The sequence below is a fragment of the Chryseobacterium viscerum genome, assembly GCF_002899945.2.
GTDB lineage: Bacteria > Bacteroidota > Bacteroidia > Flavobacteriales > Weeksellaceae > Chryseobacterium > Chryseobacterium viscerum.
The window spans coordinates 129981-145258 of record NZ_PPEG02000004.1 but is presented as its reverse complement, the minus strand read 5'-3'; the positions used below and the strand labels follow the sequence as shown (position 1 = coordinate 145258).

General features: G+C 36.6%; 11 protein-coding genes. 7 read left to right on the top strand and 4 right to left on the bottom strand.

Annotated elements, in window-relative coordinates; translation table 11 throughout:
* Positions 1-32 precede the first annotated feature (32 nt).
* The 6 genes from aroC (at position 33) to C1634_RS09975 (ending at position 7035) form a co-directional block, all read left to right on the top strand.
* Positions 33-1103 (top strand): chorismate synthase, encoded by a 1071-nt coding sequence (gene aroC, locus C1634_RS10000; RefSeq protein ID WP_103232664.1) that lies wholly within the window; start codon positions 33-35, stop codon positions 1101-1103.
* A 17-nt stretch (positions 1104-1120) separates the two neighbouring features.
* Positions 1121-1684: a thioredoxin family protein gene (locus C1634_RS09995; RefSeq protein WP_103232663.1), complete on the top strand. Its 564-nt coding sequence runs from the start codon at positions 1121-1123 to the stop codon at positions 1682-1684.
* Between the two features lie 9 nt (positions 1685-1693).
* Positions 1694-2233 carry a TlpA family protein disulfide reductase gene (locus C1634_RS09990; protein ID WP_103232662.1) on the top strand — a complete coding sequence of 180 codons (540 nt, stop codon included), beginning with the start codon at positions 1694-1696 and terminating at the stop codon, positions 2231-2233.
* 83 nt (positions 2234-2316) lie between these two features.
* The gene (locus C1634_RS09985; RefSeq protein ID WP_103232661.1) at positions 2317-2658 is read left to right on the top strand and encodes a YkvA family protein; all 342 of its coding nucleotides are present in this window, start codon (positions 2317-2319) and stop codon (positions 2656-2658) included.
* Between the two features lie 121 nt (positions 2659-2779).
* Positions 2780-4159 (top strand): orotidine-5'-phosphate decarboxylase, encoded by a 1380-nt coding sequence (gene pyrF / locus C1634_RS09980; RefSeq protein WP_103232660.1) that lies wholly within the window; start codon positions 2780-2782, stop codon positions 4157-4159.
* A 53-nt stretch (positions 4160-4212) separates the two neighbouring features.
* The gene (locus C1634_RS09975; RefSeq protein ID WP_228410051.1) at positions 4213-7035 is read left to right on the top strand and encodes a gluzincin family metallopeptidase; all 2823 of its coding nucleotides are present in this window, start codon (positions 4213-4215) and stop codon (positions 7033-7035) included.
* Between the two features lie 121 nt (positions 7036-7156).
* On the opposite strand, the gene C1634_RS09970 is transcribed toward C1634_RS09975, so the two are convergent.
* The 3 genes from C1634_RS09970 to C1634_RS09960 form a co-directional block, all read right to left on the bottom strand.
* Entirely contained in the window at positions 7157-7966 is an 810-nt protein-coding gene (locus tag C1634_RS09970; RefSeq protein ID WP_103232659.1) for a T9SS type A sorting domain-containing protein, read from the bottom strand.
* A gap of 156 nt (positions 7967-8122) precedes the next feature.
* The gene (locus C1634_RS09965) at positions 8123-8968 is read right to left on the bottom strand and encodes a T9SS type A sorting domain-containing protein (protein WP_103232658.1); all 846 of its coding nucleotides are present in this window, start codon (positions 8966-8968) and stop codon (positions 8123-8125) included.
* 97 nt (positions 8969-9065) lie between these two features.
* Complete coding sequence (locus C1634_RS09960) at positions 9066-9851, bottom strand: T9SS type A sorting domain-containing protein (protein WP_103232657.1); 786 nt, start codon at positions 9849-9851, stop codon at positions 9066-9068.
* A 152-nt stretch (positions 9852-10003) separates the two neighbouring features.
* On the opposite strand from C1634_RS09960, the gene C1634_RS09955 reads away from it, so the two are divergent.
* The gene (locus C1634_RS09955; protein WP_109738349.1) at positions 10004-13231 is read left to right on the top strand and encodes a hypothetical protein; all 3228 of its coding nucleotides are present in this window, start codon (positions 10004-10006) and stop codon (positions 13229-13231) included.
* Between the two features lie 73 nt (positions 13232-13304).
* On the opposite strand, the gene C1634_RS09950 is transcribed toward C1634_RS09955, so the two are convergent.
* Complete coding sequence (locus tag C1634_RS09950; protein ID WP_103232656.1) at positions 13305-15275, bottom strand: T9SS type A sorting domain-containing protein; 1971 nt, start codon at positions 15273-15275, stop codon at positions 13305-13307.
* Between the last annotated feature and the right edge of the window lie 3 nt (positions 15276-15278).

Genomic DNA, 15278 nt, shown 5'->3' with positions numbered 1-15278 from the left:
ATTATCTGAAGAAAAATAGGTAATTTTGTATTATGTTCAACACATTAGGTAATCTTCTTAGTCTTACAACATTTGGAGAAAGTCACGGAGTGGCTTACGGCGGTATCATCAATAATTTTCCGGCAGGTTTAACGGTAGATCTCGATAAGGTTCAATATGAACTGAACCGAAGAAAGCCTGGCCAGTCGGCAATCGTTACACAAAGAAAAGAAAGTGACACAGTAAAGTTTCTTTCCGGAATCTTTGATGGAAAAACAACGGGTACCCCCATCGGTTTTATCATTGAAAACGAAAATCAGAAATCAAAAGATTATGACCATATTGCAGGCGCATATCGTCCGAGTCATGCTGATTTTACTTATGACCAGAAGTTTGGTTTCAGAGATCATCGCGGCGGCGGAAAATCTTCTGCAAGGGAAACAATGAACTGGGTAGTGGCAGGAGCTCTTGCCAAGCAGCTTTTATCAGACATTGAGATCAATGCTTACGTTTCTTCTGTAGGTGATATTTTCTGTGAAAAACCTTACCAGGCTTTAGATTTTTCTCAAACAGAAAGCAATGACGTGCGTTGTCCTGATGCTGAAACAGCTGAAAAGATGATTTCAAGAATCAAGGAGATCAAAAAAGAAGGGAATACGATCGGAGGAACAATCACCTGTGTGATTAAAAATGTTCCTGTAGGAATTGGTGAACCTATTTTTTCAAAACTTCAGGCCGAACTGGCAAAAGCAATGCTGAATATCAATGCCTGCAAAGGTTTTGAATATGGAAGCGGTTTCTGTGGTGCCAAAATGACAGGAAAAGAGCATAATGATGCTTTCAATACAGATTTTACCACAAAATCTAATCTTTCAGGAGGTATACAAGGTGGTATTTCCAACGGAATGGATATCTATTTCCGTGTAGCTTTCAAGCCTGTGGCCACTATTCTGAGACCTCAGGACAGTATTGACAAGGAGGGAAATCCTGTGATCGTAGAAGGAAAAGGACGTCATGACCCTTGTGTAGTTCCGAGAGCAGTTCCTGTAGTGGAAAGTCTTGCTGCATTTGTATTGGCAGACCTGTTTTTGATCAACAAAACAAGAAATATCAATAATTTTTAACATAAATATTTTTGGTAATGAAAAATTACTGGGATAAAGGAATTTCCTTTGAAGAATATCTTCAAATTGCAAAAAAAAGATTAGAGACCCCTGCCAACCAGCAGGAGGCTGATTATAAACAATATTATGAACTGGGTCTTCAGCGAATGGACAGAACGGTAAAAAAATACGTTCCGGATGAAGATCAGTTGAAAGAACTTGCTGCCAAAAATTTTGATGGAAAGATTTTAATTATTTCTGAAGCATGGTGTGGAGATGCAAGCGCTACAGTACCTGCACTTTTCAGATTCTTTGAAGGAAATAATGAAGTAAGAGTTTTCCTGAGAGATAGCGACAAAAGCCTAATCAATCAGTTTCTGACCAACGGTACGGAATCTATTCCTAAAGTACTTATTCTCGACAAAGACCTGAATGTAAAAAATTCATGGGGACCACGTCCGAAATATGGATATGAGCTCCTGATGAAATATAAAGCAGATCCTGAAGCCTATCCAAAAGATATGTTCTATAATGATCTGCAGATATATTATGCCAAAAACAGAGGGAAAGATGCTGTTCAGGAAATTTTAGATCTGCTATAAAAAAGAGATATGAAAAAAAATATCATTTATCTTGTATTAATTGTTGTTATCGGTATCGTTGCTTTCGTTCCGGGAATAAGGAATTTCCTGAAGGATACTTTTTTACCGGTCGCAACCATTGAAAATGCTGTTCATATCAGTGAAGAGGATTACGATATAGAGCTTAAAGGAATCAATGTTCCCAGTACGAATCTTAAAAACTTTAAGGACAAAGGAGTTTTTCTTAACTTCTGGGGAACCTGGTGCCCTCCGTGCAGAAAAGAATGGCCATCTATTCAAAAACTGTATGATTCCCGAAAAGACAATGTAGATTTTGTCCTGATTGCGATGAATGATAAGGAAGAGGATGTAAGAAAATTCTTGAAGGAGAATAATTACAGCGTTCCTGTATATATTGCTCAAAGTCCGATTTCTGAGAAAATTCTTCCCAAAGTATTTCCTACGACTTTCCTTTTGGATAAGAACGGCAGAATCCTCATTAAAGAAGATGCTACAAAGGATTGGAACACAGAGACTGTACATCAGTTCATTGACAATATCATCAAATAATATTTTAACTAAATTTTATAATTTGTTGGTACAGGATTTGTGAAATTAATAGCGTTGAAAAGTTTATTAAATCCAAACACAAAATGAAATATTCAAAATTAAATCTTGCAAAAGAAGCCATCAATCACAAGGGCTTTATAAAAAAGATCCCTGATATTTTCAGAATGGTCAAAATGTGGAGAAAAGGAGTTTATCCCATGAAATCCATAGACATTATTCTTCCTTTACTGGGAATTTTATATGTACTCTCTCCTATTGACCTGCTTCCTGAATTTGTTATCCCCGTACTTGGAGTCATGGACGACCTGGCAGTATTGTCACTGACAATTCCTAAGCTCATCAAAGAGGTTGACAAATTTTTATTATGGGAAGCCGAAAGAAGATACAGCGGTGCTCAAGTCATTGATGCAGAAATCGTAAAATAACAGTTTATTATATTTTTCACACCATCCTGGTCAATCCGGGGTGGTTTTTTATTTACAAATGAGCGATAAATTTTTAAGCCTTATTTCAATTCCTTAAATTTGCAATATCTAATAAAAAATAATGGAAAGTAAAAAAGAATTCTTTTTAGAGTGCTACAAACTAGGCATCATCAAATTTGGAAGGTTCACTTTAAAAAGTGGTATCGAAAGTCCTTTTTATGTAGACTTAAGACCTTTGGCTTCTGATCCTAAAATTTTAAAAAATCTTGCTAATTATTTATTGGAAATGCTTCCATTGGATAATTTTGATTTAATCTGTGGAGTTCCTTATGCTGCTCTTCCTATGGCTACTGCCATGTCTCTGGAAAGCTACATTCCATTAATTATTAAAAGAAAAGAAGCGAAAAGCTACGGTACGAAAAAACTGATTGAAGGAATTTACCAGAAAGGGCAGAACTGTCTTTTGGTAGAAGATGTGATCACATCAGGAAAATCTTTGCTGGAAACCATTCCGGAAATAGAACAGGAAGATCTTAAGGTTTCTGACATTGTGGTGGTATTGGACAGAGAGCAAGGAGGAAAACAGTTGTTAGAAAGCAAAGGTTATAGAGTACACACTCTTTTCAATATTTCAGAAGTGTGTGATATTCTTCAGGAAACTGGTGAATTGTCAGATGAAGAAGTAAAAAGAATCCAGGATTTCCTTCAGGGGAACCATATTCAGTTTGAAGAAGAAACAAGATCTTCTTATGAGCAAAAACTTCAAAATGCACAGCACTCAGTTTCAAAAAAGTTGCTGGAAGCAGCGTTAGCAAAAAAATCAAACCTTATTGCTTCTGCAGATGTAACCACTACTCAGGAATTGCTGGAACTGGCTGAAAAAGTAGGTCCACATATCGTTGCTTTAAAAACACATATTGATATTATTTCTGATTTTGAATACGAAAAAACAATCACTCCTTTAAAAGCAATTGCTGCAAAACACCAGTTCTTATTGATGGAAGACAGAAAATTTGCTGATATTGGAAACACTCAGGAACTTCAGTTCACAAGCGGAGTTTTCAAAATTACAGATTGGGCAGATTTCGTAACATCTCAGGTGATCGGAGGTTTTGAATCGTTAGACTGTTTCAATAATGTAGGGGTAGTAGCGATCGTTGGAATGTCTTCTAAGGGAGCATTAACAACTGCAAGCTATCGTGAGGAAGCTTTAAAAATAGCTTTATCTCATCCTAATGTAATTGGTGGTGTATCTCAGAATAAAATTCCTGAAGAGCTTTTATTATTCACTCCAGGGGTAAACATTGCAGATTCCGGAGATGGTAAAGGACAGCAGTACAATACACCGGAACATGTTTTCAAGACACTTCATACAGATTTTATTATTGTAGGAAGAGGAATCTATAAATCTGATAATCCAGAAGCCTCTGCAATCACTTACAAGACAGAGGGATGGAATGCGTATATTAATTCTTTGGAAAAAAAAGCAATTCAGGGTTAAAATCCTATAAAGTGTATACAAAATAAGTTATATTTGGTCTTTATCACGGATATTTGAAAAAGATCAGCATTTGCCTTATTTTGTTCTTGGGAGTTGTACAGGTTTCTGCACAGACAGACAGTATATATATTGAAGCTAAACTGTCTCCTGACAAAAAGAACCTTGATGTCAGTCAGGAAATTGTTTATTACAATCATTCTGAAAAAGACCTGCAAACCATAAAACTCTTGAATTGGGTTTCCGCTTACAATAAACGCGGAACTTCTTTAGTCTACAGAAAACTGGAAGACCGAAATAACGATTTGCACTTTGCAAAAAGTAATCAATTGGGGAAACTTCTTGAACTGAATATTAAAAATTCTGAAAACGAAGTGGTTCCTGTTAATACCCTCTCAGATGAAAATCTTTTTATTCCTCTGAAAAATGTATTAAAACCTGGCGAAAGCGTTACTTTACAGTTGCAATACCGGATGCAGCTTCCCGATAAAACATTTACGGGATACGGCACATCCGCTCAGAATACGGTATTAAAATATTTCTTTATTGTTCCGGATCATTTTGATCCGGACAATATTTCCAAGAGAAACTACCACGACATTGAAGAGCAGGTAAGTTTCAATACTTTCTGGACTGTAAACTTTGATGTCCCTGTCAATAATTTTGTTGAAGGTAATCTTCCACAGACCCAGATGAATTCATTCAGGGGTTCGCTGGATTCAGATCCTGAGTTTTTGATTTCGGCCACTGGCTACCCTTCCATAAAAACCAATGTTGATGGTTCTGAAACTGAAATTAAGTTTGGATACAATCTGAAGCCAGAAGAAAAACAAAATCTGGAATTTTATCTTCCTTTGCACTTAAAGTTCCTCAAAGAGAGACTCGGTTTTCTTCCGAAGAGTATTTTTATTTCTGATAAATTCAGGGCTAAAGAAGACTTTTTCGGAAATAACGATATTACTTTCTTGAAATTCAGATTCCAGTTATTTACGAATGCTGAAAAAACCGATCTGGATTATTTTGGAATCATTGCCAAGAAAATTCTTGATGAAAACGTTATCGCCGATAAGGAAAAAGATCATTGGTTCAAAAATGGTTTAAAATCCTACCTGGAAATTCAGTATCTGAAAAAATTCTATGCCGAAACGAAACTTTTAGGTACGCTTCCTGAGACTAAAATATTCGGGCTCAAACCGCTGAAATTATTCCACGCATCCAAAGTAAAACTGTTGGACCGCTATGGACTCTCCTATCAGTATATCATGCTGCAAAACCTCGATCAGAAGATTGATGAGCACTTTCCTGTTTTGAGTAACTTCAATGACATGGCGATCAGCAGCTTTGAAACAGGAAGCCTTTTTAATTATTCGGCAGATAAAATAGGATATGATCACTTCAATGATATTGTAAAAAATTATATTTCTCAGAATTCCGGAAAAAAAATTAATCCTGATGAATTTCTGATGGCTCTTTCTGAAAAGAATAAGTCAACGGCTTATCTTTCCAACTTTTTCAACCAGAAAAACAGGGTTGATTTTAGACTCAAGAATATTAGAAAAGAAAACGATTCTCTACAAATAAGAATTGCGAAAAATACCGATGTTTCCATTCCTGTAAAATTGGAAACGGAAACTAAAGAAGGAGAAAAGAAGGCGTATTGGATAGATACTGAAGAAAACCAGCACATCACCACTGTATCTCTTCCTGCTTCAGATAACATTTATAAAGTCACGTTAAACAGTGGTTACATTTTCCCTGAATCCAATTACAGGGACAACTTTTTGTATGCGAAAGGAATATTTTCCAATGCAAAAAAAATTAAACTTAAATTAATAAAAGACATTCCGAATCCGGAATACAATGAAATTTATATCAGTCCAAGAGTACGTTTCAACAATACATATGATAAATTTCTCTTGGGAGTTAATTTAAAAAATCAATCTTTCTTTGACCAAAAATTCCTGTATTCGGTTACCCCCACTTATAGTACGGGAACAGGAAAGCTGACGGGTTCGGGAGCCGTTTCCTACTCTTTTCTTCCCGCTGAAAGTATTATCAGAAGCCTAACATTTGGTGTTTCCGGTTCTTATTTTCATTACGATTATGGGCTAGCCTACAGAAAAAGTTCTATTGCCTCAAGTATCAATTTCAGAAAAAATCCGAGAAGTACGGTAAGCAGAAGCGTAGGTATTTCATATAATTATTTTGAAAGAGACCTGAGCCCTTTGATGATTGCTAATAACGATTACAGCAAATATAATCTCTGGAGTATCGGGTATGGCTACAGTGACAGTCAGATGATCCATGAAAAAAGTTTCAGCCTGAGCGCTCAGGGAATGGAAGACTTCAACAAAATAACAGCTGAAGGCTTCTACAGATGGGAATTTGCCCCTAAACAAAAGCTGAGCTTACGTTTATTTGCCGGATATTTTATGAGAAACGATACCCGAAACAATCTTTTCGATTATGGTATTTCCAGGGTTTCAAACTACTCATTCTCTTATACGCTTTTGGGAGAAAGTGCCAGCAGCGGACTTCTTTCACAACAGTTTATATTAGCAGATGGTGGTTTCAAATCTTTTCTCCCGGGAACTGTCAACCAATGGATTACTTCCGCAAATGTAGATTCCAGTATCTGGAAAATATTCCATGTGTATGCTGATGCCGGAGTGTATAAAAATAAAGATCTTCCTGCCAAATTCATATGGGATACTGGAGTTAAGGTAAGAATTATCCCGGATTTCCTGGAAGTTTATTTCCCGATACAGTCTTCTTTAGGATTTGAACCTTCCTTTAAAGATTATGGAAAACGGATCAGATATACCCTGATTCTTAATCTTGGGTCAATTATCAATGCAGCAAGAAGAGGCTGGTATTAAGCTTTATTAAAAGTAAAAAGACTATTGTGGATATCTTTGTGGATTAAATTTCAACGATTAATATCTTGTATTAAAATAAAAGAACAGCTTGTGAATACAGGCTGTTCTTTATTATTAAAAACTAATCTTTTATAATTTTCTGTGAAATCGGAATATTATTAATCGTTCCGGTCACAATATAAGTTCCTTTGGGAAGCTCTGCAATGTCAAGACTTGAGGCGAGTTTCGTAGGTGATTTTTTGACAACCTGCCTGAATGTATCGTATACTTTCGCATCTTTCACCTCTGTTCCGAAAACAATTCTACTATCTTTTATAAAGGGATTTTGTACAAACCCAGATTTCACACTGCCTTCCAGGGAAAAGTCAGCCATATTATTATCACTTCCCACTAATGTTCTTTTTATAGCGGTGGTTGTGGTTGGAGAGGGAGCAGGTCCATCTCCCTTAAATTGATCTGCATTGGATCCATATCCCACAAAATCCAGTACATTGGATGCAGAAGGCCCTGCTACCTGCACTATATTTCCGGCTAAAGCTATTTTTCCTGATATACTGGAGATTCTTAGCCCGGAAGATTTGTTAGGAGTTCCGTCAAAATTAGTGATTGTCGTCGCAATAAAATCTGGTGTAGGTAGATTTTCAGTACCTCCATCAATTGCTGACTCCTGAATCAAATAGGTTTCTTCAGGTCCCAGAGTAAAATCCGGCAGTGTATGATATTCGGTAAAAGCACCTATCGCTGGTGCATATTGTATGCTCGCCCCTGTCAAAGAAACCAAATTAGTTCCGATATTTTTAAGGACAATATAATTATTTTTCAACACAGCCCCTGAATTGGTATTACCGCCATAGATCTCATTGATCACAATTTGAGCATTTGAAAAAGAGGTTAACAAAAGAAGTCCGGCAAGAGTAAAGATTTTTTTCATCGTATTAATTTTTAGAAATGGATTTGTAATAAAAATATCAAAAACAATACCACCAAATTAAGAAATAAAGGCCATACAAAAATCTAAAATCAACAAATAATCACATAAAAAAGCCGCTTCTGTGAAGCGGCTCCTTATATTTTTATCTAAAAGAGATTAGTCTTTAAGAACTTTTTGAGAAACCGGTTGGTTATTTACTGTACCTGTTACGATATAGTTCCCTTTTGCTAACTCAGCAACGCTTACAGTTCCGTTTTGTTTTACAGAAGCTTCTTTTACAAGCTGTCCGAACATATTGAAAACTTTTACGTCTTTTACATCAGATCCGAAAACGATCTCGTTGCTTTTAACGAAAGAGTTCTTTACGAAACTTCCTGATTTTGCATTTTTAGCATCTATTATAGCTAAAGAACTTGACGTTCCTGAAATTGTAACATTATCTACTCTTGACGTCCCTGCAGCCGCATAACTAGCACCTCCGTTGGGTGTATAAGTAGCATTGTTGGCCGGATCAAATACGGATAATACTCTAAATCCGAAGTTAGCATTGTTATCTGCGCTAGCTGGCAAAGTATTTGTCAGAGTAACCCATGTAGTAGGTGATCCTGTTTGCCCGATTGCAGTTGCAGCTCCAATATTTGTCCAAGAAGTACCATCTGTTGTATACTGCATTTGAAAATACTTAGAACCTGTACCTGAACCTGTAATATCTACAGAAACACTAATATTAGTATAGTTGGCAGTACTGCTCGTAAACTGAAAACCTGCTGTGCCAGAACCTGTACCTTGCGCTGGAAAACCAGCAGTACTCCATGCTTTTCCTGAACCAGGATTACCTCCAGGAAAAGAAGGCGTTCCTGTAGCAACTAAAATGCTCGCTGTACCTGCACCTGTTGTAGCAGCATTTGTGCTTCCGTCAAAATTCCACTGAGTTATTGTTGTTTGTGCAAACATAACCGTTGATGTTGCTAAAGCAACAAATAGAGAATAAATCTTTTTCATGAAAATAATTTTTTTTTTAATACTTCGTAAAACTACAAAAAAAACGCTATTCAATTTGAATAGCGTTATATATTTAACAATTAGTTAATTAGCCGTGTTATTTTTTAATAACTTTCTCTGAAACAAATTTACCATTTACAGTTCCCGTTACAATGTAAGTTCCTTCTTTAAGGTCAGAAACATTCAAAGATTGGTTTTCAGAAACAGTAGTCGTTTTTACAACCTGACCTGCCATATTAAAGATTTTAACATCAGATTTAGCTCCGAAAGTAATATCATTATTTACAACAGTATTTTTAACGAAAACGTTTTTAGATATGTTTAAGTTGGAAGTTCCTAATGAAGCAGCAGTACCTACTACTTTTACATCATCAATTCTGTAGTTTCCGTTATTATTGGTAACAGAAGACCATCTAAGGCTTAAGCTAGCTGCATTCTCTGTCTGTACTGGTAACTGAATCGCTACCCCACCATTTACAAGAGCCCAGCTATTAGCATTTTTGCTATACGTATAGGTTACATTATTCCAAGTAGTACCATCTGTACTCCATTGAAAAGTAATATTCTGAGCAAAAGTACTAGTTCCCTTGCCAGCCCAGATAATATTAACATTGCTGTATCCAACTGTAGATAAAGAGTAAGTTAGTGTATGGGTAATTCCGTTAGAACCATTTCCAATGAATACAGCGTTCGTTCCTCCTGAAGCTCCTGAATTATTTGATTGATTAGTTGTATTTCCATTCCATCCATTACTGGTACTTGTGCTTACCCAGCCAGCTGGTAGTGTATTGGTAGTTCCAAAATCTTCTGATAAAAGAGTGGTTTGTCCAAAGGCAGTAGCAGCAAACATAGCAGCCGCTACAAACGAATAAAGTTTTTTCATGATTTAAAAATTTTCTGTTATTAATAATTTCGGGGGCTAAATTACGTTGATTTTTCGCGACTTCACAATATTTGGATTAAATTTCTGTTAATAATTCTAAACCTCTTAGTATTAACATTTTTTAGCTATTTTTACCAATTATTTTTCAAAACTTGCGGAATTTTATTCTTCTATTCGTTTTATTTTTTTTAGGCATATTTTCAGGAAATGCTCAGGTATTTTCATGGAAAAACCCCAACATTCCTGAAGACAGCATTAAAAGAGACAGCATTCTCGCTGCAAGGTTGGAACAGGACATCTTCGCAAAAGATACTCTTGATTTCATAAGAACTCACAACAAGATCATTATTGATGAAGCTGTATTAGCAAAAAATGATAAAAAGAGATTTTTAGGAGAACTTAATTCAAAAGGTTCTATTATCCGTGGGATCACTTTTGGAAATAACCAGGGACAGTCTGTGCAGAGTTCTATGGACCTTCAAATCTCAGGGCGATTATCAAAAGATGTTACCATTTTAGCCAGTATTTCAGATCATAACCTTCCCATTCAGGCTGATGGGTATACCCAAACTTTGGAAGAATTTGACAAGATCTATATGCAGCTTAATATTAAGGAAAAATCTATCCTTAGAGCAGGACATCTTGATCTTGTAGAAGCTAAAAATTATTTCGCAAAATACCAGAGAAGAAGTATGGGGCTTCAGTTCCAGACAGAATTTGGGAAAGAAAATAAAACATTTGTAGATATTTCTGCCGGTGTTGCACGAAGTGAATTCCACCGAATTCGTTTTCAAGGGGTTGAAGGTAACCAGGGACCTTATCGTCTGACGGGTAAGAATGGAGAACAGTTCATTACGCTGATCTCAGGTTCTGAACAGGTTTTCATTGACGGGATCTTAATGAAACGTGGAGAAAACCAGGATTATATCATCAACTATAATACGGGTGAAGTTACCTTTACCAGTTTCCGTCCTATTTTCCAGCAGAATTTTATTACGATTTCTTATAACTACGCCAATAGAAATTATTCAAGATATTTATTTACAGGAAAGCTTGAGCACCAGAGAGAAAGATTCAAAGTAGGACTTAACTGGTTCATGGAAAATGACAACAAAAATGCACCGCTTTCTTTAAGTCTTTCCAAAGAAGATGAGCAGATCCTTGCTGATGCAGGAAACAATCCTGATCTCATGTATGCACCATCGGGAGTGGTCACCGAGTATGACGTCAATAAAATTTTATATAAATTAAACACAGCCGGAAATTTCTACGAATTTTCTACTGATCCTAGTTTAACCCTTTATCAGGTTTCTTTTACTTATTTTGGGGCTAATCTTGGAGATTACAAAATAGCACAGACGACCAATAACGGACGTGTTTTCCAATATGTTGGACCCAATGCGGGAGACTACAGAGCAGTAAGAAAACTTCCTTCCCCTCAGAAATCACAGGTATATTCAGTGAATTCTGAGTATTTATTGAATGAAGGTAAGATAGGAGCTGATATCTCCCTGAGTAATTATGATGTCAATTTATTTTCGTCAAAAGATTCTGATCAGAATATGGGATATGCATGGCGTATCTTCGGGAATAAAAGTTTTACAAAAAACACATGGAAAGGAACTCCAAGTTTTGAATATCAATACATCGACAAACAGTTTCATATTCTGGACCGTATCAACGATGTAGAATTCTCCAGAGATTTCAACCTTGCACAGGAATTTAACAAAAAGACTCAAAACAGATTTATTTTCAGCTTCCTGAATAAGTGGAATAATAAATCTACTTTAAATTATCGTGTCAATTATTTGAACGAGCAAAATTCTTACAAAGGACTTAAAAATGACCTGGACTTCGGCTGGATTACAGGAAAGTTCTTTACCAAAGGGAATTTATCTTACCTGAGTACCAATGCAACCTTACAGGACACTAAATTCATCCGTGGAGGGGCTTCAACTGAGTTTACCGGTAAAAAAGGAAGCTGGACTATCGGTGGAAGTATGGAGCATAACGAGAAAAAATACAATGACACTCAACTTATGGATGTCACCAGTTTCAGCTGGAAAGAGCTCTTTTTGCAAAAGAAAATCGGTGACAGTACAAGAACAAAGTTATTGGCAAAAGTATACATGCGAGATAACGACTCTGTGCGTGACAACAGACTTCAGAATATGAACAATATTTTGGGAATCATGGCGGAAAGCCAGATCATCAAAACAGAAAGAACTACTTTAAATGCTTTAATCCATTACAGAAAATTCTTCTACTCTGGTCCGGAAGGTAATGTAACCCGAAATAATGACTTCGTTGTTGGAAATATACTTTACAATCAACAGCTTTTTAGAAACGGGATGCGTCTTCAGGCTTTCTATGAGCTTGGAAACGGACAGGAAGCACAAAGGGAATTCCAGTACATCAAAGTTACTGATGGACAGGGAGTTTATAAATGGACAGATTATAACGGTGATGGTATTCAGCAGCTGGACGAATTTGAAATTGCCGAATATTCCGATCTTGCCCAATATATCCGTGTTTACACCAATTCTGTAAGGTATATTCCTTCCAATAAAAATAAAATACAGCTCGCTTTATTTGTAAATCCAGCTATTGTTTTCAATTCAGAAAATGGATTTCTAAAACGCTGGAATTTCAATATTTCATTAAATTCTCAAAACTCGTTCTATAAAAAAGATAAAGTTCTTGTGTTGAATCCTTTTGAAAAGAACAGTGATCAAATTCTTAAAAATCAGAATATTCTGGCTTCCGTACAGTTCAATCCGACTGATAAATCAGGATGGAACGGAAACTACAGACTCATCACGAATGATAACCTTATTAATGCCAATTTCAGTAATGAAGAGCGTGAGCAGGTTTCTCATTTTCTGAATGTCGGATATTGGTTCAATAAAGAATTCAGGGTCGACTGGGAAAATTCTGTTCATGATATCAAAAACTCTTCACAATTATTTGCGACAAGAGATTATCGTCTTAATAATTTTGAAACCAAACCTAAGGCGACATACAAATTTACAGATGCTATTCAGGCAGAATTATCTTCTGCTTTCCGCCAGAAACAAAGATTAGATGGTGAAGAACTTCTTAAAGCTTTTGATGTTACAGGAACAATCCAATGGGAGCGTAGAAAGACTTCCATCCGTGGAAACTTCTCATTCATCAGTAACAATTTCACAGGAAATAATTTCAGTATTGTAGGAAACCAGATGCTGGATGGTCTGAAGCCTGGAAAAAACCAGGTATGGAGTGTATTTATTCAACAGGCAATCAACTCGTTTATCCAATTGAATCTTAATTACGAAGGAAGAAATTCAGGTGAACGGACAATTCACATTGGAAGTATGCAGGTAAAGGCAAGTTTCTAACATTAATGGTTACTTTTAAATAAAAAATCCCCAATATCGCTATTGGGGATTCTTTTTGGCTATTAGTTACATTTTATTTTTTAATAATTTTCAGTGACTGTGAACCTTTTTCTGCATTTACTTTTAAGATATAAACTCCAGCAGGAGCACGTCTCATATCTACAGAACCTTTTTCAGCATTGATTGTTTCATTAAGAATTCTCTGTCCTGAAACATTATATACTTCAACATCTTTGATTCTACTGTCATTATTGATATAAAGATAATCTACCACTGGATTCGGGTAGAAGCTTACCGTATTCTTTTTAGCAGCGTCATTTACCGCCAGTACAGCAACTGTAAATTCAAAACTTCCAAGATCCGGAGTAAGAACATTTCGGAGATTACCATCTGCATCCAAGGTTACTTCTGCCACGGGAGTTCCCTTATTATCAAGAGCTGCATTTCCGGTAGCAGACACATGGAAATCAGTAGCAGATACAAACACAGGCATAACGTTCAAAGAGTTTGCATTTCCACCAAATCCTAACTGAATATCAGCAAGTGTCGCTTTTGCAAGACCTCCGATATATCCCAGATTTGTCCCGGAAGAATAGAAATTATTATAATTAATAGTAGAAAAAACAGTACTGAGTGCCCCTGCATAAATAGTATACCTATCTCCTGCCTGGGTTTGGGTATTCACAAAAAGATTATTTCTCACATCAATACCTCCCAAGCCGGTTACTCCGCTGGTAATATTAAACGCAGAAGGTCTTCCTGCAACAGTCTGGTTGACATCCATGACAACTGTATTATAATATACTTTATATCCTCCCCCTGCGGCAATAACAATTCCGTTTCCGTTATCATTCACTCCACCAGTCGTTGCATATCCATAACCAGCTATACCATTCACTATATTATTAGAAACCAGTGTATTTGAGGTAAGACTTGTTGTTGCTAGATAAATTCCCTGAGCTCCATATCCGGTGGTATTGGTGTTTTTTATACCATTTATCTTATTATTATCAATGGTCACCCCGGATGTCAGCGCACCCCCCGCATAAATTCCCGCAAACAGAGTCCCTGTTCCACTGGAAGTAAAATTCGAAATAGTATTTCCTCTTACTATAATATTAGCTACAGCAGATGCTCCTGTATTTCCAGATGTAACGGTAATCCCGGAAGCGCCACCCGTAGATGTTCCGGTATATCCGAGATTAGTAATGGTATTTGAAATAATTGAAGAGTTTACAGTAGCAGTAGCAAACCATACCCCTCTTTTGATTTCGGTACTAGCAGTTTCAAAATTACCAATAATATTATTGCTGACGGTCACTCCATCTGCACCCTGTACATAAACTCCTCCAAGACGATTGGCATCTGTTCCGGAAGCGCTTATATCATTACCCGTAACCAAAGTATTTGCTCCATTTCCTGCTGCTATAGCTGCAAATAAATAAATCCCCATATAGGCTTTCTTTATAGAATTATTCTGGATGGTAACATTATTAAAAAAGCCTCCGACAGGGGTTGTAGCTCCGTCATACATGACTAAAGCTGAAGAACTATTGATACCATTTATAATATTCAGGTTTTTAACCATAATATTGCTATTTGCCACCGCCGCAGAAGCTGCAATAAATGTAAGTACCTGCGGTGCAGTAACAGAGGTATTGGTAAGGGTAAGGTTTCTTGTTGTTCCTGAAGCAACATTGCTTCCATCCAAAGTAATATTACTACCCTGGATTCTCACTAAAGGGGCACTGGCAAGATCACCAGAAATTGTAGCTGTAACTCCTACCGCCGGTTTTATTGCAACCGAGGTGTAAATGGTTGCCCCGCCACTGGCATTCAAACTGGCAGTTGCTGTTTCTGTTGTACTAGCTGTGATACTGATTGAAATTGCTCCCTGATGTGTTCCCGCATTAATAGCGTCAAATGCTCCCTTTAACGTAGTATAGGTTCCTGTAGCTGTTCCTGCTGTAGCAGAAACACTCACTTGTGAATAAAAATTTGATGAAGCTAAAATTGCCATCAAATAAAATAGAATTTTTTTCATATC